The sequence below is a fragment of the Dietzia natronolimnaea genome, from assembly GCF_002289575.1.
GTDB classification, from domain to species: Bacteria; Actinomycetota; Actinomycetes; order Mycobacteriales; family Mycobacteriaceae; genus Dietzia; species Dietzia natronolimnaea_A.
Genome location: NZ_NTGA01000012.1, coordinates 71,295 through 94,041, shown reverse-complemented (window position 1 = coordinate 94,041; position 22,747 = coordinate 71,295). Strand labels below are relative to the sequence as shown.

15 protein-coding genes are annotated in these 22,747 nt (G+C 72.1%); 8 read left to right on the top strand and 7 right to left on the bottom strand.

Annotated elements, in window-relative coordinates; all coding sequences use genetic code 11:
- Positions 1 to 81: 81 nt before the first annotated feature.
- Complete coding sequence (ppc, locus tag CEY15_RS06245) at positions 82 to 2,943, bottom strand: phosphoenolpyruvate carboxylase (RefSeq protein WP_245847317.1); 2,862 nt, start codon at positions 2,941 to 2,943, stop codon at positions 82 to 84.
- A 174-nt stretch (positions 2,944 to 3,117) separates the two neighbouring features.
- Between ppc and CEY15_RS06240 the strand changes: the two genes are divergently transcribed.
- Both CEY15_RS06240 and CEY15_RS06235 read left to right on the top strand, forming a co-directional pair.
- Positions 3,118 to 3,531: a DUF4870 domain-containing protein gene (locus CEY15_RS06240; protein WP_017835447.1), complete on the top strand. Its 414-nt coding sequence runs from the start codon at positions 3,118 to 3,120 to the stop codon at positions 3,529 to 3,531.
- Positions 3,532 to 3,650: 119 nt separating this feature from the next.
- Entirely contained in the window at positions 3,651 to 4,499 is an 849-nt protein-coding gene (locus CEY15_RS06235; protein ID WP_141244218.1) for a tyrosine-protein phosphatase, read from the top strand.
- Here CEY15_RS06235 and CEY15_RS06230 read toward each other — a convergent pair.
- Positions 4,483 to 4,884, bottom strand: a complete 402-nt coding sequence (locus CEY15_RS06230) for a hypothetical protein (protein ID WP_017835449.1) — start codon at positions 4,882 to 4,884, stop codon at positions 4,483 to 4,485. The two genes, CEY15_RS06235 and CEY15_RS06230, sit on opposite strands and share 17 nt — an antisense overlap.
- Positions 4,885 to 5,134: 250 nt before the next feature.
- Here CEY15_RS06230 and CEY15_RS06225 point away from each other — a divergent pair, with 250 nt between their 5' ends.
- Entirely contained in the window at positions 5,135 to 6,268 is a 1,134-nt protein-coding gene (locus tag CEY15_RS06225) for a DNA gyrase subunit A (protein WP_095717732.1), read from the top strand.
- Here CEY15_RS06225 and CEY15_RS06220 read toward each other — a convergent pair.
- Genes CEY15_RS06220 through CEY15_RS06200 form a run of 5 tightly spaced genes read right to left on the bottom strand, consistent with a single transcriptional unit; the run spans position 6,261 to position 15,065 of the window.
- A complete protein-coding gene (locus CEY15_RS06220) occupies positions 6,261 to 9,701 on the bottom strand; it encodes a UvrD-helicase domain-containing protein (RefSeq protein ID WP_095717731.1) in 3,441 nt (1,146 codons plus the stop codon). The two genes, CEY15_RS06225 and CEY15_RS06220, sit on opposite strands and share 8 nt — an antisense overlap.
- A complete protein-coding gene (locus CEY15_RS18940) occupies positions 9,698 to 12,670 on the bottom strand; it encodes a PD-(D/E)XK nuclease family protein (RefSeq protein WP_095717730.1) in 2,973 nt (990 codons plus the stop codon). The genes CEY15_RS06220 and CEY15_RS18940 overlap by 4 nt, the downstream gene beginning before the upstream one ends.
- Positions 12,671 to 12,705: 35 nt before the next feature.
- Positions 12,706 to 13,299, bottom strand: coding sequence for a TetR/AcrR family transcriptional regulator (locus CEY15_RS06210; RefSeq protein ID WP_042328789.1), 594 nt, complete (start codon positions 13,297 to 13,299; stop codon positions 12,706 to 12,708).
- 36 nt (positions 13,300 to 13,335) lie between these two features.
- A complete protein-coding gene (locus tag CEY15_RS06205; RefSeq protein ID WP_095717729.1) occupies positions 13,336 to 14,139 on the bottom strand; it encodes a Fic family protein in 804 nt (267 codons plus the stop codon).
- Positions 14,136 to 15,065 (bottom strand): putative nucleotidyltransferase substrate binding domain-containing protein, encoded by a 930-nt coding sequence (locus CEY15_RS06200; protein ID WP_095717728.1) that lies wholly within the window; start codon positions 15,063 to 15,065, stop codon positions 14,136 to 14,138. The genes CEY15_RS06205 and CEY15_RS06200 overlap by 4 nt, the downstream gene beginning before the upstream one ends.
- Positions 15,066 to 15,254: 189 nt before the next feature.
- On the opposite strand from CEY15_RS06200, the gene CEY15_RS06195 reads away from it, so the two are divergent.
- Genes CEY15_RS06195 through atzF form a run of 5 tightly spaced genes read left to right on the top strand, consistent with a single transcriptional unit; the run spans position 15,255 to position 22,192 of the window.
- Positions 15,255 to 16,826 carry an amino acid permease gene (locus CEY15_RS06195; RefSeq protein WP_095717727.1) on the top strand — a complete coding sequence of 524 codons (1,572 nt, stop codon included), beginning with the start codon at positions 15,255 to 15,257 and terminating at the stop codon, positions 16,824 to 16,826.
- 4 nt (positions 16,827 to 16,830) lie between these two features.
- Positions 16,831 to 17,724, top strand: a complete 894-nt coding sequence (locus CEY15_RS06190) for an urea amidolyase associated protein UAAP1 (protein WP_017835457.1) — start codon at positions 16,831 to 16,833, stop codon at positions 17,722 to 17,724.
- Positions 17,725 to 17,734: 10 nt separating this feature from the next.
- Positions 17,735 to 18,412, top strand: a complete 678-nt coding sequence (locus CEY15_RS06185; protein ID WP_095717726.1) for an urea amidolyase associated protein UAAP2 — start codon at positions 17,735 to 17,737, stop codon at positions 18,410 to 18,412.
- Positions 18,413 to 18,467: 55 nt separating this feature from the next.
- On the top strand, positions 18,468 to 20,450 hold the full coding sequence (locus CEY15_RS06180) for a 5-oxoprolinase/urea amidolyase family protein (protein ID WP_095717725.1): 1,983 nt from the start codon (positions 18,468 to 18,470) through the stop codon (positions 20,448 to 20,450).
- On the top strand, positions 20,447 to 22,192 hold the full coding sequence (gene atzF, locus CEY15_RS06175; RefSeq protein ID WP_095717724.1) for an allophanate hydrolase: 1,746 nt from the start codon (positions 20,447 to 20,449) through the stop codon (positions 22,190 to 22,192). Before CEY15_RS06180 ends, atzF begins: the two co-directional genes overlap by 4 nt.
- Positions 22,193 to 22,747 lie beyond the last annotated feature (555 nt).

Below are 22,747 nucleotides of genomic sequence, written 5' to 3'. Positions count from 1 at the left end.
GCCCCGCATCGAGAAGAGCGTTCCGCGCACCCGCACTCGAGAAACGTGTTCGGAACGGTCTTCTCGATGCGGTGGCCGGGCTCAGCCCGAGTTTCGCAGCGCTGTGGCCAGGCCGTTCATCGTCAGTTGGATGCCCGTACGCACATCGGGGTCGTGGTCGCCCGCGCGGTAGCGCCGCAGCAACTCCACCTGGAGCCTGTTGAGCGGTTCGAGATACGGGAACCGGTTCCGGACGGAGCGGGCGAGGGCCGGGTTGTCGTCCAACAGGGTCTCCTGCCCGGTCACGGCCAGCAGCATCTCGCGGGTGAGTTCGAACTCGTCGGAGATCACCCCGTGGATCCTCCTGCCCACCTCGGCGTCGGGGACGAGCTCGGCGTATCGGCCCGCCAGACTCATGTCGGCCTTGGCCATGACCTGCGCCATGTTGGACAGCGTGGTGCGCAGGAACGGCCAGTCCCGGTAGAGGCGGCGCAGCGTGGCCAGCCGCTCCTCTGCGTTTATGCCACCAGCGTTCGAGCCCCCGCCGCCGTCGATCCAGCGCTTCAGGGCGCTGCCCACGCCGAACCAGCCGGGCAACATCACACGGGACTGCGACCACGACAACACCCATGGGATCGCCCGGAGGTCGTCGACCGTGGAGGTCTGCTTCCGGGACGTGGGGCGGGAGCCGATGTTGAGTTCCCCGATCTCGCTGAGCGGGGTGGAGGTGGTGAAGTACTCGATGAACCCCGGGTCCTCGTGGACCAGCTCGGCGTAGGCCTCACGACCGAGGCGGGCGAGCGCGGCCATCACCGCGTACGCCTCCTCGGCGTCGTCCCCGAGCCCCTCGACGTCGAGCAGTGACACCTCGAGCGTGGCCGCCACCAGCGCCTCGAGGTTGCGGCGGGCGCGGACGGGCTCCGAGTACTTGGCGGAGATGATCTCCCCCTGTTCGGTGATCCGCAGCGCGCCCTGCACCGCGCCCGGGGGCTGCGCGAGGATCGCGTCGTAGGAGTTCCCGCCCCCGCGTCCCACCGCGCCGCCGCGGCCGTGGAAGAAGCGCAGGTGGACATCCGCACGGGCGGCCGCGTCGACCAGAGCGAGCTCGGCCTCGTACAGCGACCAGTTGGCGGCCAGGTAACCGCCGTCCTTGTTGGAGTCCGAGTAGCCCAGCATGACCTCCAGCACGTCTCCCTGGGAGCGCACCAGTGCCCGGAACTGGGGGAGCGCGAGCACCTCGTCGAGCATCCTGGCCCCGCCGGCGAGATCGTCGATGGTCTCCAGCAACGGGATGAGGCGCACGGTCGACCGGGGCTCGTCCGGGCTGCCGGAGAACAACCCGACCTCCTTGAGGAGGACGGCGGGTTCGAGAAGGTCGGAGACCGAACCGCACATCGACACGATGTAGTGGGGCACCACGTCCGGTCCGAGCCCGGCGACCGCCTCCGCGGCGGCACGCAGCACCCCCATCTCCTTGTCCGCGAACTCCGAGAGCGACGCACGGACGCCCAGCAGCGGGCGATCGTGGGAGAGCTCGGAGAGCAGGAGCTCGACACGGGCGTCCTCGTCGAGCGCCGAGTAGTCCTCGGACACCCCGGCGAGCGCGAACAGCTCGGTGAGCAGGTCCTCGTGCGACTCCGAGTTCTGGCGCATGTCCAGGGACTGCAGGTGGAACCCGAACGAGTTCAGCGCCCACCGCAGGTCCCGTAGTCGCGGGGCGCGCAGCAGGTCTGACCCCACTGCGGAGAGTCCCGCGTCGATGATCTCGAGGTCCGCCGCCATCTCCTCCGGATCCTCGTACGGAGGATCGTCGTCCAGGCCGATGAGACGCCCGGCGGACAGGAGTACCGAGCGGGGCAGCGACGACCCGGTCGCGCGCGCACGCGCGGCGAGCCGACGACGGACCACCCGGACCGCCTGGCGGAACGGAACGTCCTCCCGGGCCGGGCTCCCCTCGACCCGGGTGTCCTCGAGGGAATCGGCCAGTGCCGCTATCCCCGGGTCGACCTCGACGATCCGGGCCGACATCGACAGCTCACGTTCGAGGAGGCGCAGCTGCTCGGCGTAGTGACCGTGGAGCAGCTCCGCCGCCCGGTCGGTGGCGAACCGCACCACGTCGCCCGTGACGTACGGATTGCCGTCGCGGTCGCCGCCGATCCACGAACCGGGCCGCACGACCGCACGACCCCCGCACCCGAGGCGCTCGTCGATCTGCGCGTTGAGCGGGGGGATCACCTCCAGCAGGGTGGCCTCGTAATACTGCAGCCCGGCCATCACCTCGTCCTCGATGTGGGGACGTTCGTTGCGGATGAGGGCGGTCTGCCACAGCGCGAGCACGAGGCGGCGCAGCTCGAGTTCGATCTCCGCGATCTCCGCCTCCGTCACCGGGTCCTGGTCCCTCGACCGCAGACCGTCCCGGCGGGCCATGAGGAGATGCACCCTGCGGGTGGCCTCGAACACCATCCGGCGACGGGTCTCCGTGGGGTGGGCGGTGAGCACCGGGGACACGCGGGCGGTCGCGCGCACGGCGGCCAGTCGCTCGTCGTCGTCCGCCTCCAGCAGGTCCGCGACCCGGGTCCACGTGACCTCCAGGTCCCCGTCGGGCGGCGTCTCTCCCGCGGCCCGGTGGATCCGCCTGCGGCGCTCCTGATGCAGGTCCTCCGCCACGTTGGCAAGCAGGGCGAACAGTGAGAACGCACGGATCACCGGAATGGCGTCGGCGGCACTGATGTCCTTGAACAGGGCGGACACCTCGTCCCTGTCGGCCTCCGAGCGCCGCACCGCGAACGCCGTCCGGCGGGCCGTCTCGACGAGATCGAACACCCGGTCCCCGGCGTGCTCCCGGATAGTGTCGCCGAGCAGGGAACCCAGGAACCGGACGTCCTCCCGCAGGGGGGCCACCGCGCGGGCGAGAGGATCGGTCCCGAAATCGGGTGCGGTGTGATCCTGTGCGGTCTCTGTCATGGCCGCCAGGGTAGGCGGGGGATGTGACAGGCGGGTGAAACCCGGGTTCGTGGGGGTCCGGGGTGTCGGGGCCCATCGCGGCAGAGGATCAGGGAAAGGAGAAGGGCGGGAATCGGTAGTGACACGGGGGTCATCCCTGATGTCCCCGGGCCCCCGGTGGCGCACACTGGGGGTATGACGCAACAGCCCGGATTCCCCCAGTACGGCGACTCCCAGTACGGCCAGCCCGTGGCCGGCCCCGACGACCGCACCCCCGCGGCCCTGGCGCACGCGTCCAGTCTCATCGCCATGGCGCTCTCGGCGGGGTGGCTCTCCTTCGTGGGGCCGCTGGTGATGTGGCTGATCTACAAGGACCGCAGCCCGTTCGTTCGGCAGGCCGCTGCCGGGTCCTTCAACTTCAACGTCGGCCTGTGGATCATGAGCATCGTGGGCTGGATCTTCATCATCACCGTGATCGGCATCCCGATCGGACTGGTCCTGCTGGCGGTCTCCTTTGTCCTCCAGATCGTCGGCCACCTGATCGGGGTCGTGCGGGCCACGCGGGGCCGGACCATCAACTACCCGTTCCAACTGCGCATCCTGAGCTGACGCCCCCGCTCGCACCGGTCCCGGCGATCCGGTAGGAACGACAGAGGGGCGGCGCGCCATCCGGGCGCGCGGGAGCCCGAGTGGGTGCGGAGCAGTGGACGCGGAGAAGGGGACGCGCAATGGGCGCAGATGCGCGCGTGAACACCGGGGTCGACGCCGAGGTCGTCCGGGATGTCAGTGCAGCGGCCGGGGCGTCCGGTCCGGCGCCGGGGGACGTCCGACTCACCAGCGTCCACAATTTCCGTGACGTCGCCGGCCACGGATACGCCCTCGAGCCGTCCGGGACCATGGCCCGCGGTCTGGTCTACCGGTCCACCACCTTGTCCGTGGGTGAGGACGACCTCGGCGTGCTCAACCGGCTCGGGGTGAGCACCGTCGTCGACCTGAGGACCGACGAGGAGATCGTCCGTCAGCCCGATGTGATCCCGGACGGGGCCCACTACCTCGCGATCGACGTGCTCGCCGGGAACACCTCCGCCGCCGCCTTCACCGGGGCCGGCACGTACAGCGTCGAGGACGCCCGGAGGGAGACGGCGATCATGTACGAGCGATTCGTCGTCGGGGACGAGGAGCGGACGGGTTTCGGACGCGTGGTCCGCGCCGTGGCGCGGTCGACGGGCCCGGCGATCGTGCACTGCACCGCCGGCAAGGACCGGACCGGCTGGACCTCTGCCGTCCTGCAGCTGCTCGCCGGCGTCCGCGAGGAGGACGTGATCGCCGACTACATGTTGACGCGCGAGCTGTCCGTCGACTTCGTCAACGCCATCCGCTCCTACGTCCGGGCGGAGATGCCCGAGCGCCTGGAGGCGATCGACGTGCTCATCGGGGTCGAGGAGGCCAACATCAGGCGGTCGCTGACAGCGTTGAACCGAGAGTTCGGCGATGTCCGTCGATACCTCGTGGACGGCGCCGGAGTAGAGGCGGGCCTGGTGGACGAGTTGGGGGCGCGGCTCAGAGCACCACGATGATCGCGCCGAGCACGCCACCGAAGGCGATCGCCTCGAGGACCACCGCCACCGTGCGGCCCACCTCGGTCCGGGCCATGGAATGGACTCGGGGGCCCGCCATCGTCAGCGCGAAAACCAGCACCAGCAGCGCCACACCCACCAGGGTGTCGGCGAGAAGCGCCGCGACGCCGTAGACGGCGCCGAGGCCGATCACCCCGCCCGTCGCCGCGGCCGAGACCGCGGTCAGCGGCGCGGGGAAGACCGCAGCCGGGGCGGCCTCGCGGATCCCGTGGTCGTCGAAGCCGGGGCGGGCCTCGGGCCGGGCCTCCTCCTCGGGGCCCTCAGCAGGAGGAACCGGGACGGAACGGCTCCGGCCCCCGTCCTCGAGCATCAGATGTCCGTTCATGTCCAGGACCCTACGTTCGTTTTCCACGGGAACGCTCGGTCGTCGATAGGAATCTGAGTAGAAAACGGAACGCACTGGTCAAGGCGGTGTGACAGCCGGAGAGATCGGTCACAGCCGCCGGCTGAGCCCCCCTCCGGGCCCTGCGGCTGCAGGACCGCCACAGGGCCCACCCGCGTAGGATCTCGCCTGGAACCGGTGGGGGCCGGGTCTGTTCGACGGTGGGGAAGATCGGGGGATCAGCGTGGGAGCTATGGGTGCACTCGGAGGGTGGTTCGAGCCCGGAGACCATGCGGGAAGGGCGTTCGACGAGGCCGAGGCGGTGCTCCTGGCGTGTGAGGACCTCACGGCCGTGATGGAGACGATCCGGCGCTCGGATTCCCCAGTCGAGGCGCGTCGCGCCCTCAAGCTGGGGTTCGGCTTCTCAGGACGGCAGGCCGCGTTGCTCCTCATGCTCCCGGTGATGTCGTTCACCCGATCCGAACGTGACCGGATGCGCGACAGCCGCCGTGACCGGCTGGACCTCTTCGCCGACGTCACCGGCTCGATCCCGGCCCTGCGGCAGGACGACGTCCGATCGGCACCGGCACCGGCACCGGCCCCTATGGACGCGGGCCCCTCCGTCGCCCGGCCGGAGTGGGTCGCCGATCTCGACGGCGCCCTCGAACGGATCCGGTGGGCGATGGAGGGGGAGAGGGGCGACGGTTCGGCTACACAGGAGTCCGTGACCACCGTGGCTCCCGTGACCACCGGGGCTCCCGCATCGACCGGGCAGGTGGTTCGTCGATCGCGGTCCGGACGCGTGGATGACGCCTCGGTGGTGCTCGACGAGCAGGTCGGGGAACTGTGCGACGCGCTGGCCGAGATCGTGCAGGTGGAGGGGCTGCCCGATGCGTGGCTGGATGATCCCCGGGCGTCCGATTCCCGGGCGGGCATGTTGCTCGACAGTTGCGGTGTCGACGATTCGGTGGGGATCCGCACGCTTGCCTGGCACCTCCGCCGGACGGGCCTGGACGCGGTCGAGGGACTGTTGCCGTTCGCCGACCCGCTGGACCCGGCCCAGGGCTTCGATGTCCAGGCGCGGATGTTCGAGCGCGCCATGGCCACCGGTGGGCTGGGTTCGGAACCGGGGCCCGGGGTGACCTGGGCCGGGAGACTGTGGCCGATCGCGGAGAGGCGGGGTTACGGGTACGCGGTCTCCTACCGGGACGGTCCGGGTGCCGGAGCGGTCTGGGCGTACGGCGGGGACGAACCGCTCCACCGGGTGTGGGACTCGGTCGTGGACCTGCTGGTGGAGCTGTACCGGGCGGCGACCACCGGCGAACCCTGCGATGCCGCCATCGCTGCCGCGACGCACGGGCGCGTGGCGTGGACGAACCTCAGCTGAGGTCCCGACCTATGACGGTGGCCCGGCCGCCGCGGCAGAACACGAGGTCGACGCGGCTGACCGTCCGGCCGGTGGTCGCGCCCAGGAGTTCGGCGTACGCGCACAGCTGGAGCAGATAGTCGTCCACGGTGGCGCAGGTGACGGCGACATCGGTCTTGTAGTCGATGACGGACAGGGACCCGTCGGGGTGGTCGACGACCAGGTCGACCACTCCCTCCACCGCGACGGACGTGCCGTCGGCCGTGGTGAGGGATCCCGCGACCGGCAACTCCGCCCAGTGCGGGCGGACAGCCGCCCTCCGCACGGGGTCCGAGGTGAGGGCCGTGCGGGCGACGGCGACCATCTCCTCGACGGCCTCGGGGGACCTGGCGCCGCGGACGCCGCCACCGAGACCGAGGGCGGTGAGCTGATCGGCCGCCCACGACTCCCACTCCGGGATGGCCGAGGAGGGGGCTGCTGCGGCGAGCTCGGCGAGATCGGTGTGTTCGGCCAGGTGATGGACGGCGGTGCCGACGTCGGGACCGGAGGCCAGGGGGACCGTACGGGGTGCGGGCGGCAGTTCCTCCTCACGCGTGGGAGCGGGCGCGAAACGGTCCCACAGGGCAGCGGCCAGTTGCTCGGGTAGCGAGGGGTCGGGACCGCCCGCGGGGTGATGGGCGATCCGGGTCGCCGACCACCCGGCTCGCTCGGCGGAACGGGCGACGACCTCGCGGCTGCGGTCGTTCCATTCGTCCCGTCCGGGGACGTCGACGGGGGGTGCGGGCGCCGGTTCGAGCAGGTCCTGTCCGTAGGGCACCAGCTGCGGCGCGTCGGGCACCTCCATGACCGAACCGAGGAGCGAACCCCACAGCTTCCGGGGTTTCGGGTTGGTCTCCTTGGTCAGAACGTATCCGTGCCCGGAGACGGCGAGGCGACTCTCCGCGCGCGTGGCGGCGACGTACAACAGCCTGATCCGCTCCGCCAGCGAGTGTTCTGCCTCGCGTTCCGCGGCCCGTGCGAACCCGGGATCGCGCACCGAGGTGGAGAACGAGGCCGCGGGCCGTGGAGGCTCGTCGTCCGTCCACAGCAGCCTGTCCCGGTCACCGGGCCACTTGCGGCTCATCCCGGCCAGCACGACCATCGGGTACTCGAGACCCTTGGCGGCGTGGATCGTGGTGATGCGCACGGCGTCGACCCCGATCTCCGGTATCGCCGCCTCCGGGACCCGGGCGTCCTCGGCGGTGAGGGCCAGCGCCCAGTCCGCGTACTCGCGCAGGTCGGCGCGGGCGGGGTCGGCGGCGGAGTCCTCCCACTGCCAGGCGTGTTCGATCACGAATCGGATGCGTCGCCACAGGTCGCGCCGGCGGGGCGACTCGGCGACCGATTCGAAGACCATCCGGTCGTGGACGAGTGCCTCGAGGATCTCGCCCGGCCGTCGGCTCCGCCGGGACAGGCCGGAGAGGTAGTCGATCCCCACGGCGACGGGGGAGTCCACGAGGTGGTCGGGCGCCGGGGCGCCGGGGGCCCAGGCCCCACCGGCCGCACGCCAACGGAGCAGGTCGTCGTCGCCACAACCGAAGAGCGGGGAGCGGAGCGCTCCGACGAGCGACGCCTCGTCGGCCGCGTTGGCCACGGCCCGCACGGCGAGGAGGAGGTCCCGGATCTCGGGGGTGCCGTAGACGATGGACGACGCTTCGGTCCGGAAGTCGATCCCTGCGTGGTCGAGGCACTTTTCGATCATCGGCAGGGAGCCCCGGGAGGGCAGGAGGATCGCGATGTCCCCGAGGCGGAGCGGGGTGTGGCCGCCATCCTTGGACTCGTGTGTCCACTGCTCCCGGACGGCGGTCGCGATCACCCGTGTGACATCGGAGGCCTCGGTCCAGTGCCGTGTGAGGTCGTCATTCGCGTCCGCGGGGCAGTGATCGGGCAGCGCGGGCACGTCCTCGGTGCGGAACACGAACGGCCGGGGCCCGTGTGCGGGGTCGTGCGGGGGCCGATCAGGACCCGGTTCCAGTTCCTGGTACCCGGGCTGCACGCCCTGCGCGGCGAGCATCACCTCCGAGAACACCGAATTGACCCAGTCCAGCACCGCCCGCGAACACCGGAAGTTCGTGGTCAGGCGCTCGAGCTCGACCCCGTCCATCCGCTGCGCCCGCAGGTAGGTGGAGATGTCCGCCCGGCGGAAACGGTAGACGGACTGTTTGGGATCGCCGACGGTGAACAGCCTCCCGGCCACCGGCCCCGATACTGGCCCCGACACCGACCCCGAATTCGCCCCGGCGCCCTGTCGGCCGTCCTCGGCGGTGAGGAGTACGGCGAGGTCGAGCTGGATGGGATCGGTGTCCTGGAACTCGTCGATGAGGATGCGCGTGTACCGGCTCCTGACCCGGTCCCGCACCGCGGGGTCCTGCAGCAACTCCCGCGCCAGGACGAGTTGGTCGTGGAACTGCAACGTGCCGCGCCGGCGCCGGTCCTCGGCGTGCCCGTGGATGACCGGGATGAGGGCGTCCAGGACGATCGCGATGCGGGGGCGCCAGTGGGCGGACAGGACCTCGGTGCAGATCGAGGGCAGTCGCTTGATCTCCTCCTTGATCCCCCTGACGGTGTCGGCCCCACCCCAGTTGGGCCCCTTGCCCCCGCTTCCGGGACCGAGGGGCTTGGCGAGGAGTTCGACCCAGGTGGGAGAGGCCGTCGGATCCGCGGCCGCCGACTGCAGGTCCCTCAGCCAGTCCTCGTGCTTGGAGAGGGTCTGGTAGAGCTTGTCGGTCTCGTCCTGGCAGGACTCGCGCCAGCCGATGATCGACCCGATCGCGGCGACGATCTCCGCGAGATCGGGGGTGGCGGGTAGCTCGGAACCGGGAACCCCGCCGGAGTGGAGGGGACCGCGCGGGAGTCGGTCCCAGTCGCGGTGCAGCGCCTCGACGATCTCGCGGAAGGCGAGGGTGCCGACGCCGGCGTCGAGCATGTCGTCGACCGCCTGGGCCAGGATGCCGGAGCGCGCCCCGTCCCGGTCCCCGCCGAACAGGACGCTCGCGCATTCCTGCCACATCGCTTCCACGGCCGTGGCCTCGGCGGTGTCCTGCTGGGCGGTCACCTTCGGGGGTATCCCGGCCTCGAGCGGATTCTCCGAGAGCAGGCGCAGTGCGAACGAGTGCAGGGTGCCGATCGCCGCGGTGTCGAGCCCGGCGAGTGCGGCGTCCGCGCGGTGGTCTCCTCCGTCCCGACGGTCGACCAGGTGGACCCGCAGCCGGTCACGCAGTTCGGCGGCCGCCTTCTCGGTGAACGTGATCGCGGCGATCCTGTCCACGGGCACCCCGTCGGTGAGGAGGAGGGTGCTGAGCCGGCGGACCAGGGCGTGGGTCTTACCGGTGCCCGCCCCGGCCTCGACGAAGAGGGTGGCGGCGGTGTCCCGTTCGACCCGGTCCCGGGCGGGTTGGTCGTGAAGCGTGCTCATGAGGTCGACTCCGATCCGGTCCCGGCGGTGTCCCCGGTGACGATGCCGGCGAACGCGGGATGGGACGCCAGTGGCTCCCGCCCGGACAGTCGCTCCCACGTGCGGTCCAGGTCCGCTCCTCCGAGGAGGTCGGCCAGGTCGCGGGAGGATCCGCGCCCGCCCTTGAGGGGGAACCATCCCCGCTGGATGGCGTCGACCAGGTGGCCGACGTCCGAGCGGACCCGGTCCATGACGGTGTCCGAGATGGCGAGGGAGATCTGTTCGAAGCCGCCGCGTTCGGTGCAATACCAGTAGCGGGCCTCGCTCACGGCCATGTGCCCGGCGGAGCCGGCGGCCGCGGCGTACAAGGGGAGTTGGAACCGGGTGCCGGCCACGGTGGGGTCGTCCTCGCCCGGTCGCAGTTCCGCCCCGGGAGGCGTGCCGGTCTTGTAGTCGGTCACGCGCTGCGCACCATCCCGGACGTCGAGTCGGTCGATCGATCCGGCCAGGAGCAGGGTCTCCGGTCCGCGGGAGGTGCTCACCTCGAACGGGATCCGGGCCGTCGGCTCTCCGAGCAGCTCGCGCCCGAATCCGAACTCGGTGGCGGTGGGGCGCCAGCCAGCATCCGAATCAGCGCTGTCCTCCTCGAACCACCGGCCGAGCTCGGCTGCCAGGAGCATCCGTCGCCGGCGCCACAGGGGGGCGAGCAGCCCGGGGGCCGCGGCGACGGCCTTGTCGCACTCCTCCGAGAGGGCGCGCATGAGCAGGTCACGATCCGGACCGACCCCCAGCTCGAGTCGGTCGTCCACGTATCTCTGCAGGATCGCGTGGACCAGGTCGCCGTACTCGCGGAGGTCCATTTCGATGTCCGCCGCCGGGTCGTCGAGCACGCGGACTCGTAGAACGGTCGCGAGGAAGAACAGGTAGGGGCTCTGGGCCCAGTCCTCCAGGCGGGTCGGCGAGACGGGTGTGTCGAGAACCGTGACCAGGTCGTTCACTGACGACACGTCTCCGGTGAACCGCGAGAACACACCGAGCCTCCGGTCCCTGCGCATCTCGTGAGCCCGGATGAGTGGCTCCGGCGCGGTGGGTCCCGCCCGCCACCCGCGTGCCGCCAGTTCACGGAGGCGCAGCTCGGTGAGGGTGGCCGGATCGGGACCCAGGAGGGGTGCGGGCGAGAGGACGCCGTCGACGAACGAGGGGACCGCGGTGACGGCGGGGCACCCCGCCACGGCGTCCTGCCACCGGGTGGCGTGGACCTGCCGGCCGGTGAGGCGCGAGAGCGTGGGCAGGAGCCACCGGGACGGGATGCGGTGTCCGCCGCCCCGCATCGACCCGCGGGGGAACGAGCACAGTCGACGGTTCGCGCCCGCCGACAGGGCCAGCTGGAGGACCCGGTACCGCTCGTCGAGCAGTTCGGAGGCGGGCGGTCCGACCGCTCCCTCGGGCAGCAGCGGGTCGGGTCGGTGCAGGACGGGTAACAGTCCCTCGGCCATGCCCACCACGCACACCGTGTCGAGGTCCCGGCCGACCGCGTCGTCGATCGGACCCAGGCTCACGCCCGCCCCCTCCTCGCCGACCCGCTCGGTGATCGAGTCCAACCGGGTGGACACGGCTCCGACGATCCGCTCGCGGGTGATCGCGGGCGAGAAGGTGTCGAGGTCGGCGAGAGAGCCGACCGCGGCCTGCACCGCCGCCCGGTCGGGGGTCTGCCGGAAGACCGAGGTGAGCAGGGCGTCCAGCGTCTCACCGACCTCGGACCAGGTCCGTGCGGATTCGAGGGCGCCGAGGGTGGACCGGATCCTGTCGACGAGGCGAAGTAACGCCGCGGCGGCCGCCCGGTCGGAGTCGGTGAACCCGTCCCCGGGCTGATCACCCCGGTCCGCGAGGCGGTCGGCCAGGCGGGCCCAGTCGCCCGCTCCGATGACCGGGAGACGCGTGCGGGTGAGCAACTCCAGCCGACGGGACGAGACCGACGCGCCCTGCTCGTCGAGGATCACCACGGCTCCCTCGGCCACGATCGAGAGCAGGTCGGCGCGCGGCATGAGTCCCGGGTCGATCGCGAGTAGTCGCACGAGGGACCGGCCGGCGGGCGTGCGACCGAGATCGGTGGCGGAGGGTCCGTTGACGACGATCCCCGCCTCCGAGAACGCCCGGAGCGCCAGTCGGAGATAGGGATCCGGCGACGGGTAGTAGACGCCGATCCGGTGCCCCGGGGTCCCGTCCGCCAGGCGTGAGCGGACGAACCGGACCACGGCCCGCACCTCGTCATCCGGGTCCGACGCGTGCAGGACGTAGGTTCCCGTGACGGCGCCGTCGCCGTCGGGCTCCGCCGCGGAGGCCAGGTGGTCGGCTCCCGTCCCGGGGATCGGCGTGACCCCTCGCGCGTCCAGGGCGGTGCGCAGACGTCGCTCGGCCTCTGTTCCCCTCAAGGGGGCCGCGAGGACGACGCGGCCGAGACCGTCGAGCCTCTCGAGCGCGTCCGAGACCGCCTCGAACTGCGTGTAGTAGGTGGCGCCGGTCATCGCACGGGCCTGCTCCGACAACCGGAGCACCTCGGCATGGAGCCGGTTCTCCGCGGCCACCGACCCCGCCTCCACGGTTCCCAGCCGCAGGCAGGCCCGGGCCACCGCCTGGCCGGTGACCGGCTCGCCGGCCACCGCCCGGAGTTCGCCGGGGTCCGCGTCCAGGGCCTTCTCCACTGCCGCCTCCAGGAGCGGGAACGGCAGCGCGGCGCGGGGGGCCAGGGCGGGTGCGGACAGCTCGGCGACCACCTGGTCGGCGGTCCGCACCGCGACGCCCGCCGCGCCGCCGGACAGGGCCAGCGCCCGGACCAGGTCCCGCGCGGCACCGAACGAGGCGACGATGACGGTGATGCGACCGAGGGCGTCGTGCGCGCGGAGTCGACGGATCTCGGCCACCACGGGAGAGCCTGCGACGGGAGCGTCGGCCACGGGAAGGCCAGCGGCGGGGGACTGGGAGCCGGTCACAACGTCATCGTGCCCCACGGCTACGACAGGTCGGCTCACCCCGTGCCGATCACGCGGACCGCGGCCGCCGCCCATCGAGCGGCGTCCACCGCGACCCCCGGGTGGTCCTGACGGTGCGGGATCACGGCCTCGACCACCCGGAAGGGCAGGTCCAGGACCGGATCACCGGGGTCGAGGTCGGGACGACACCCTGAGACGAGCTCCCGGTAGATCCCCCGTAGTTCGGAGCGGGCGGCCCGGAACTCGTCGAAGTCCTCCCCGGCCAGCTCCGGGAGCACGTACAGCATCCCGATGTTCCAGCGCGAGGCCAGGAGTCCCTCGACGTCGATCGTCGCGAGTTCCCGGAGGACCTCCCCCGGGTCCCGGCTCCCGTCGCGCAGCCCCCGGGCCCTGTCCAGGGTGGGGCGCACCGTCGTGTCGAGGAGGGAGACGAGGATCGCGGCCTTGGTGGGGAAGTGCGTGTACAGCGAGGCCTGCCGCAGGCCCACCGCGTCGGCGATGGCCCGGGTCGAGGTCGCCGTGTACCCGCGGGTGGTGAACAACTCCGCCGCCGCGTCCAGGATCTCCTCTGCCGGGGTCGCCCCGGGACGGCGCCGGTCCACGAGGCGGGGCCGTCCGGGTGAGGACACGGTGCTCCTTTCGGGCGCAGACCCGCGATACGGGTCCTAGGGGGTGACGCTCCGATCCATCGTGACACGGAGGAACTCGAACCGGTGCGCCGTGGGATCGACGCTCCGGCGAGGGGGCACCGGCATCGAGGAGACCGCGGCCTGGACCCACGACCCGCGATCGGTCCGGGTGAAGTCGAGGTCCACCCCGTGGGCGCGCGCGGCGAGGAGCGCGGCGACCGCGGCGGCCCGCCCGTTGCCCTCCCGGAAGGGGTGGACGTAGTTGAACCGCGCGTACCAGTTGGCCAGTGCGATCGCCACCGTCGTCGTCCGGCTGGCGGTGCCGGACGCCGACGACAGGGCGTCGGCGACGAGATCCGCGGGGTTCTCGAGCGGAGCGGTCATCATGGCGACGCGGGCCGTGGGCGCGAACGCCGACCCCTGCTTGCTCAGGCCGACGATCCGCGGCAGGCCGGCCCAGGGGTACACGTCGCAGAACAGCGCCGCGTGGACCCCGGACACCGTCCGGGGGGCGTGCGCGGGATCGCGGAGGAGACGTGCCCCCGCGGCGACGGCGAGCAGGGCCTCCGCGCGGCCGAGTGCCCGGGCCGAGGTGAGGCCGAGTGAGTTCTCCAGCACGGATGTCCCTCGGATGAGGTACGGGGTGCGTCGGGCGAGGATCCGGGGCCGGGGACGCCGGGTGGCCTCCGGGGGGAACGCGTTGCGGACGTGGAGGCGGATCAGCCGCCCCGGGGCCGCGCTGTCGACGAGGTCGAGGATCTCGTCGTCGTCCTCCTCCGGTCTCCACCCCTCCAGCGCCGAGATCGCCAGCATCGCGCTGGTGGCCGGATGGCGGGTCACCCCGGCTCCCGGAGCTCGCCTGTGGACCGCAGGTAGTCGAGGGTGCGCTGCGCGCCCGCGATCTCGCGAGCGGTGGAGCGCAGTCCGGCGCGCTCGGCGGTGGTGAGGGCGGACAGGGGGACCCGGTCGCTCCCGGGCCCGTCGGACCCGGCACGGAGGCGGACCTCCCACCGCAGCCGGGCGGCGAAGCGCGTGGCCGCGCGCAGGGCCTCCCAGCGGTCGTCGGGCAGGACCCGGGGGTCGGCGGCGAGCTCGAGGCGTGCGTCGGTCGAGGTGGCCGTCACCCCGGCCCGCAGCGCGGCCCACCGGGCGAGCTTGACGACCGGGGTGAGGACACAGGCCTTGAGGTCGACGACCGGGTCCGACCGCAGGGCGCGGGTGAGCCGGGACGGCACCGATGCGCGGGTGGACAGTGCGTCGGCGAGGATGTCGGTGAGGATCCCCGGGTGACCGGCCACGGCTCGGGCGGCGATACGGGGCAGGAGTTCGGGGTCGTCGTGGCCGTCCGTCAGTGGCCGGGCGTCGGCCAGGAGTCCCAGGTGGACGACCCCCAGGTCCCGCGCGGGGGCGTCGGCCCACCCGTCGGCGGCCCGCGTCCACCCGGCGACGCTCCGGATCAGGCGGGGATCGGCGGCCGAGGCGGGGGACGTCTCGGCGAACCAGGGTTCGTGCGAGAGGTCGGTGGAGGCGACGGCGCGGCGCACCGCCCGGCCGTCGGGTCGGCCGGGGTCACGGGGGGCGTCGGGATCGACGACGACGGCGAGGGTTTCCAGGTCGCTCCCCGGGACGGCCTCCCCGCGGCCCACCGATCCGCTGACCCAGACGGCGCGGGAGACCGCCGGGCCCAGTCGTGCGGTGAGCTCGCGCCGCACCCCGTCCGACCAGGCTCGCGCGCGCTGGTCGCGGGGGTCACGAGGGGTCGGCATGGGGGCATTCGATCATGCGACCGGGCCGCCCGGCGAGGGGTGGGCAGAGGCGTGAGGGCCTGTTAATCGGATGGAAACACCGGGCAACCCGGGGGTCACACGCGAGGGGAAAACTATCGGCAGACAGGAAATGGTCCGGCGCAGCTCGGGCTCCTGCTATCGACAACCACCCCGAGAGGAGCCCCGGACATGAGCGATCCCTCCGGCCTCGCCACCCCGGTCCCCGCTGGTCGGGATGACGAGTCCACCCCGGCTCCCGCACGTCGCGGGGACCACGACGACCTCGCCGACCTCGGTTACGACCAGCAGCTCCACCGCAGCCTCGGCACCTTCGCGTCGTTCGCGGCCGGGTTCTCGTTCGTCTCGATCCTCACCACGATCTTCCAGCTGTTCGGGCTGGGGTACGGGTTCGGCGGACCGGCGTTCTTCTGGACCTGGCCGATCGTGTTCGCGGGCCAGTTCCTGGTGGCCCTGTGCTTCGCCGAGCTCGCGGCCCGGTATCCCCTCTCGGGAGCGATCTACCAGTGGTCGAGGCGGATGGGCGGCGAGATCGTCGGGTGGTTCGGGGGTTGGTTCATGATCCTCGCCCAGATCGTCACCGCCTCCGCCGCGGCCATCGCGCTCCAGGTCGTGCTGCCCAGTATCTGGTCCGGCTTCCAGATCATCGGCGACGACCCGGCCCTCACCTCGCCCTCCGGCGCGGCGAACGCCGTCCTGCTGGGATTGGTGCTGCTCGTCATCACCACCACGATCAACTCCCTCGGTATCAGGTGGATGGCCTACGTCAACAACATCGGCGTGACCTGCGAGATCGTCGGAGTCGTCGCGGTGATCCTCGCGCTGCTGACCCACGCCGTCCGCGGGCCGCAGGTCGTCTTCGACACCGCGGGCATGGGGGACCAGCCCGGGTACATCTGGGCCTGGGTCGTCTCCGGCCTCATGGCCGCCTACGTGATGGTGGGCTTCGGCTCGGCCGGCGAACTGGCGGAGGAGACCGTCAACCCCCGCCGGGTCGCTCCACGGACCATCCGGATGGCCCTGACCGTCTCGGCCCTCGGTGGCGGACTCATGATCCTCGCCGCGCTCATGGCCGCGCCCAGCCTCACCGACGGCCGGCTGGCCACCGAGGGGCTGCCGTACGTCCTGAACTCGGTGCTCGGGAACTTCTGGGGCAAGGTGCTCCTCGTGGTGGTCGTGGTGGCCATCTTCATCTGCACCCTCGCCATCCAGACCGCGGCCACCCGGTTGATGTTCTCGATGGCCCGCGACGGGCGCCTGCCCTTCTCGGCCACCCTGTCCCGCGTCAACCCACGCACCGGTACCCCTATCGCCCCGGCCGTGCTCATCGGCGTGTCGTGCATCGCGATCCTGCTGGTCAACATGGGCAACGCCGCGATCTTCGCGACCCTGGCCTCGGTGTGCATCATCCTCATCTACCTCGCCTACCTGTGCGTGACCGCGCCGCTGCTCCTGCGCCGCCTCCGGGGATGGCCGAACGGCCCCCGGCTCACCGACGCCGAGGGCAAGCCGCTGTTCTCGCTGGGCCGCTGGGGGATCCCCGTCAACGTCCTGGCCGTGGGGTACGGACTGCTCATGACGGTCAACCTCGCCTGGCCCCGGACGGAGATCTTCGACCCCTCGGGACAGACCCCGTGGATGCGATGGGCCGGCGTCCTGACCGTCCTCGCCGTGGTGGGGCTCGGCATCCTGTGCTTCCCCCGCGGCAAGACCCATCCCAAACCCGTCACGATCGGAGAGTGACCTGATGACCAGCGCCACCGAATCCAGCACGACCGACTCCAGCACCACCGACAGCACGTCCACGACCTCGGGCGCCCGCGAACACGCCCGTGCCCAGGCCGGCGCGATCACCGACGCCATGCCGGTCGTTCCGGCCACCGACTGGCCCCACCCGCCGGCGGACATCCCGACCGACCGTCTCACCTGGGCGGAGTCGATCCCCGGCGGCCGGTACACCGCGCTCACCCTGGCCCGCGGCACACGGATCCGCCTCACCGACCGGGACGGCACGGCCTGCGCCTCGCTCATGATGTGGCGGGCCGACGCCCCCTGGGAGCGCCTCAACACCGCCGACACGGTCAAGGTCCCGTGGCAGGCCTACCTCGGGACCGGTCATCCGTTGCTCTCGGACCAGGGGCGCGTGCTCGCGACGATCGTCGCGGACACCTCCGGCCACCACGACGCGCTGTGCGGCGCCTCGACGCTGGCCGGCAACGTCGCCCGCTACGGGGCCGGAGCACCGGAGTCCGAGTCACCGGCGGGGCGGGAGCTGTTGCTGCTGGCCGCTCTCAAGCACGGATTGACCGAGCGGGACCTGCCCCACACCGTGTCGTTCTTCCACGGCGTCCGGGTCGCGGACGACGGGGCGCTCGTGTCCACCGGCGGTGCCGGGGCCGGGGCGACCGTCGACCTGATCCTGCACCTGCCCGTCGTCGTGGCCGTCGCGGTCGCGGACCACCCGCTCGACCCGTCGACGCGGTACCACGCCGGGAGCGTGGAGCTCCTGGCCTGGAGCGCCTCACAGGATCTCGACGCCCTCCTGGCGGGCTCCTTCCCCGGCGTCGGGGACGACCTCGAGTACCGCCGCGCCGTCGCCAACTCCGAGGCCGCCCACCGCGCCTTCACGCAGATCGACTGAGGAGAACCCCATGACACGTTCGACCGTCACCCCCGCAGACCTTCCCCCCGCAGAGCTTCCCCCCGCAGACCTCGCACTCGCCGGCGGCGCCGTGGTCGCCGACGAGACCGTCGCCGCCCGGGCCGCCTGGTCCCGCGTCCTGTACCGGGGGCAGACCCTGACCATCGTCGATCTCGAGGGCAACCAGGCCGTCGACACCCTGTTCTACGACGCGCACGACCCCACCCGGCGCTACAGTGCCCCGGCGACCGTCGCCGCCCAGGGGTCGATTTTCCTCACCACCGACAGCGTGCTGCGGGACGACGCCGGCGAGCCCCTGGTGACGATCACGGCCGACGAGGTGGGCAACCACGACACGCTCGGCGGTGCGTGCTCGCAGGAGTCCAACACCCTGCGGTACGGCCACCACACCCGGCACCAACACGCCTGCGTGGAGAACTTCCTCCGCGAGGGGGCCCGGCACGGACTGGGCAAACGGGACCTGGTCCCCAACGTCAACTTCTTCATGAACGTGCCCGTGGATCCCGACGGCACCCTCGGGATCGTCGACGGACTCTCCGCGCCCGGCAAGCGCCTGGCGCTGCGCGCCGACCGCGACGTGATCGTCCTGGTCTCCAACTGCCCGCAGATCAACAACCCGTGCAACGGCTTCGACCCCACGCCGGTGCGGATGATCGTCACCGCCTGAGTCCGCCACCCGCGAGCCCGCAACCCGCGCACCCGTCACCACAGGAGACGCCACCATGACCCGCCTCGAGATCCTCCACCCGGGACTCATCACCACCGTCCAGGACTGGCCCGGCCGCGTCGGGTACTGGGGCGTGGGCGTCCCGCCATCAGGGGCGATGGACGACTACTCGCTGCGACTGGCCAACACCGCCCTGGGCAACCCGGAGGGTGCCGCCGGTCTGGAGTGCACCCGGGGCGGCCTGCGGATCCGGCCTGATGCCGCGATCACGGTCTGCGTGGGCGGCGCGCACGTACGCCCCACGGTGGACGGTCGCCCGGTGGCCCAGTGGAAGCCGATCCCGCTGGACGCGGGATCCGTCCTCGACGTCCCCGTGGTCGACGGGCCGGGCATGCGCGTCTACGTGGCGGTCGCCGGTGGCATCGAGGTGCAGGAGTATCTCGGGTCGTCGTCGACCTTCACCCTCGGACGGTTCGGGGGACACGAGGGACGCACCCTCGCGGCGGGGGACACCCTCGCCGTCGGGGAGCCCGGACCGGGCGAGCCTCGCCGGATCCTCGCCGACGAGGTCCCGGCCATCGGCCATCACTGGCACATCGCGGTGGCCGAGGGGCCGCACGGGGCGCCGGAGTTCCTCACCCGCGCGGGAATGGACGAGCTCTACGCGGCCAGCTACACGGTGCACTTCAACTCGGACCGCACCGGGGTCAGGCTCGAGGGGCCACGACCGAAGTGGGCCCGGCCCGACGGCGGGGAGGCCGGCCTGCACCCGTCGAACGTGCACGACAACGCCTACTCGGTAGGCGCCCTGGATTTCACCGGGGACACCCCGATCCTGCTCGGCCCGGACGGCCCGAGCCTGGGGGGCTTCGTCTGCCCCGTCACCGTGGTCAGCGGAGACCGGTGGAAGCTCGGCCAACTCGCGCCCGGCGACACCGTGCGGTTCGTCCGCGTGCGGGTCGACACCGCCGGCGATCGCGCCGGGATCGCCGGGGCGGCGGCGGCCGGCCGCCCGTACGTCCTCGGCGACGGCGGTGATCGCGACGACGGCGTGCTGGGCCGCGGCCACACCGCCGACGGGGTGACCGAGGTGACCTACCGTCGGGGTGGGGACGACAACGTGCTGGTCGAATACGGACGGATGGAGCTCGACCTCGAGCTGCGTGCCCGCGCCCACGCCCTCTACCTGCACCTTCAGGAGAACCCCGTGCCCGGCCAGCAGGACCTCACGCCCGGTATCCGCTCGCTCCAGGTCAAGATCACACCCGGCCGCAGTACGGTCGGCGCCACCCTGACCGCCCTCCGTGAGGCCGAGGCCGCGCTTCCCGCCGCCGAGGACCTGGCGGTGTCGAGTAGGCGCGTCCGGCTGCCGCTGAGCTGGGACGACCCCGCCACCAAGGAGGCCATCGAGAGGTACATGTACGGCGTGCGCGACGACGCCCCGTGGTGTCCGTGGAACATCGAGTTCATCCGCCGGATGAACGGCCTGGAGACCGCAGACGACGTCTACCGCACCGTCTTCGACGCCGAGTACATGGTGCTCGGGCTCGGGGACGTCTACCTCGGCGCCCCCGTGGCCACGCCGCTCGACCCGCGGCACCGACTGGTGACGACCAAGTACAACCCCGCCCGGACGTGGACCGCGGAGAACTCCGTCGGCATCGGTGGTGCGTACCTGTGCATCTACGGGATGGAGGGGCCGGGCGGCTACCAGTTCGTGGGCCGGACCACCCAGGTGTGGAACCATCGCCACCCCGAACCGGCACCGGGATTCGACCCCGAGCATCCGTGGCTGCTGCGGCACTTCGACCGCATCTCCTGGTACCCCGTCACCTCCGAGGAGCTTACCGACCTCCGGGCCGACACCGCCGCCGGGCGGGGGCGCGTCGATATCACCGACGACACGTTCTCGCTGGCCGAGCACACCGCGTTCTGCGAGCGGGAGGCCGAGTCGATCGCCTCCGCCCGACGCCGGATGGAACACGCCCGCGCCGAGGAGTTCTCGCGCTGGGCCGCCAGTGGGGAGCTGAGCGCATGAGTACCGAGACGACCGGAACCGACCTGAGGGCCCGCGCCGAGGCGGCGGTCGACCACGTGGTGGCCCGACTGGCCGAGGCGGACCGGCCCGAGGTGTTCATCCAGGTCCGCCCACGTGAGGAGCTGGTGGACGACATGATGGCCTCCCTCGCCGCGGGGGGCCCGCTCGCCGGGATGACACTGGCGGTCAAGAACAACGTCGACGTGGCGGGGCTGCCCACCACCGCCGCGTGCCCCGGGTTCGCCTACCTGCCCGATCGGGACGCGGTGGCCGTCGCACGCCTCCGCGCGGCAGGAGCCGTGGTGCTGGGGGTGACGAATCTCGACCAGTTCGCGACCGGCCTGGTGGGCACGCGCAGTCCGTACGGGGCCGTGCGTGCCGCGCACCGCCCCGACCACGTGTCGGGCGGGTCGAGCTCGGGCTCGGCGGTGGCGGTGGCGTTGGGGATCTGCGACCTGGCGATCGGGACCGACACCGCCGGGTCGGGCCGGATCCCGGCCGGCCTCAACGGGATCGTCGGCATCAAACCCACCCTCGGCGTCGTCTCCATCGACGGGGTGGTCCCCGCCTGCGCGAGCTATGACTGCGTGACCATCCTCGCCCGCGACGTCCGGACCGCCGCCCGCGCGACCGGGGTGATGGCCGGCGGAGAGAGAACCCGTCCCTGGCCCACCGACACACCGCTGGACGCGGGACCCGGCGCGACGATCGCCGTCCCGCGTGAGCTCGTGGCCATGGCCCCGGGGTGGGCGGAGGCGTTCTCGGGCGCCGTCGACCGGGCCCGCGCGCTCGGGTACCGGGTGGTGGAGATCGACCTCGGGCCGTTCCTCGCCGCGGCGAGGCTGCTCTACGACGGCGCGCTCGTGGCCGAGCGGTATGAGGCGGTCGGTGACTTCCTCGACTCCGCCCCGCACTCGCACCCTCGCCCGGACGCGGGCATCGACCCGACCGTCCGGGACATCATCACCCCGGCCCGCGGCATCACTGCGGTCGATCTGTTGCACGACCGCCGGGAGGTCGAGGCCTTGCGCGCCGAGGCGGTGGCCGAACTCGATCGTATGGGTGCGGCTGCACTGCTCGTCCCCACCGCGCCCTTCCACCCGACCATCGCCGAGGTGAAAGCCGACCCGATCGCCCTCAACAGCCGTATGGGGACGTACACGAACTTCTGCAACCTCTTCGACCTGTGCGCCGTGGCGGTGCCGACCGACGAGATCGACGAGGGGGACCGCGGGACGGCGCGGTTCGGCGTGACAGTGGTGGGCAGACCCTTCCACGACGGGCCGGTGGCCGACATCGCGGCCGCCCTGTCCGGGGAACGGAGATCCGGCGCGGAGCCGTTCGTTCCGTGGCCGCTGAGCGCGGGGGCGCCGGCGGTCGACCTGGTCGTCTTCGGCGCCCACCGCCGTGGGGGCCCGCTCGAGCACCAGCTCATCAGCAGGGGCGCGGCCTGGCGCGGGCCGGTGCGGTCCAGCGCCGACTACCGGATGTACCGCCTCGCCACCGAGCCACCCAAGCCCGGGGTCCTGCGGCACCCGGACGGCGCCGCACTGCTCGGCGAGAGGTGGAGCGTCTCCCCGGCGGCGCTCGGCACGTTCCTCGACCAGTTGCCCAGGCCGATGCAGCTCGGCCGCGTGACGTTGGCGGACGGCACGGAGGTGGTCGGATTCGGCTGCGAGCCCACCGCCGTCACCGCGGAGGCCGACGACCTCACGGACCTCGGGGAGTGGCCGATCGGGTGAGCACCCGGGGCCCTGCTCGGGACCCTGCCCGCGACCCGGCCCGGGGGTCGGGTCGCGACGGGGCCGACAGCGACGCGGATGCCTGCTCCCTTCCCTACAGAACTGTACGAGCCGTCCGGATCCGGGCCGGCCGTAGCGGGGGAGTGGTCCGATGTCGTATGGCTGGGATGACGGGTCCGACGGACCGCGCGAGAGGTGGGGGCAGCAGGGTTATCGGCCGGAACCGCAGCGCTCCGTGTCGCGCGCGGTGATCGCCCTGGTCACGATCCTGGCGGTCCTGGGACTGGTCCTCCTCGGTGCGCTCGCCTACCTGCTCCTCCGGGAGCCGACGCATCGGGGTGGACCGACAACCGGCAGGCCCGCTGCAACGCCGGCGACCCGGTGGTGGCCGGGGGCTATGCGTCGGTGTCCAACAACGACGTCGTCTACTCGATCGATGCCGGTGGGATGGAGATCTACGAGGACGGTGTCCTGATCTCCTCCCAGCCGATGGTGGAGTTCTGGGCCGGGTGAGGTGGCCGGCCTCGGCGGATACGCTGGGGGTCAGGTCCCGCA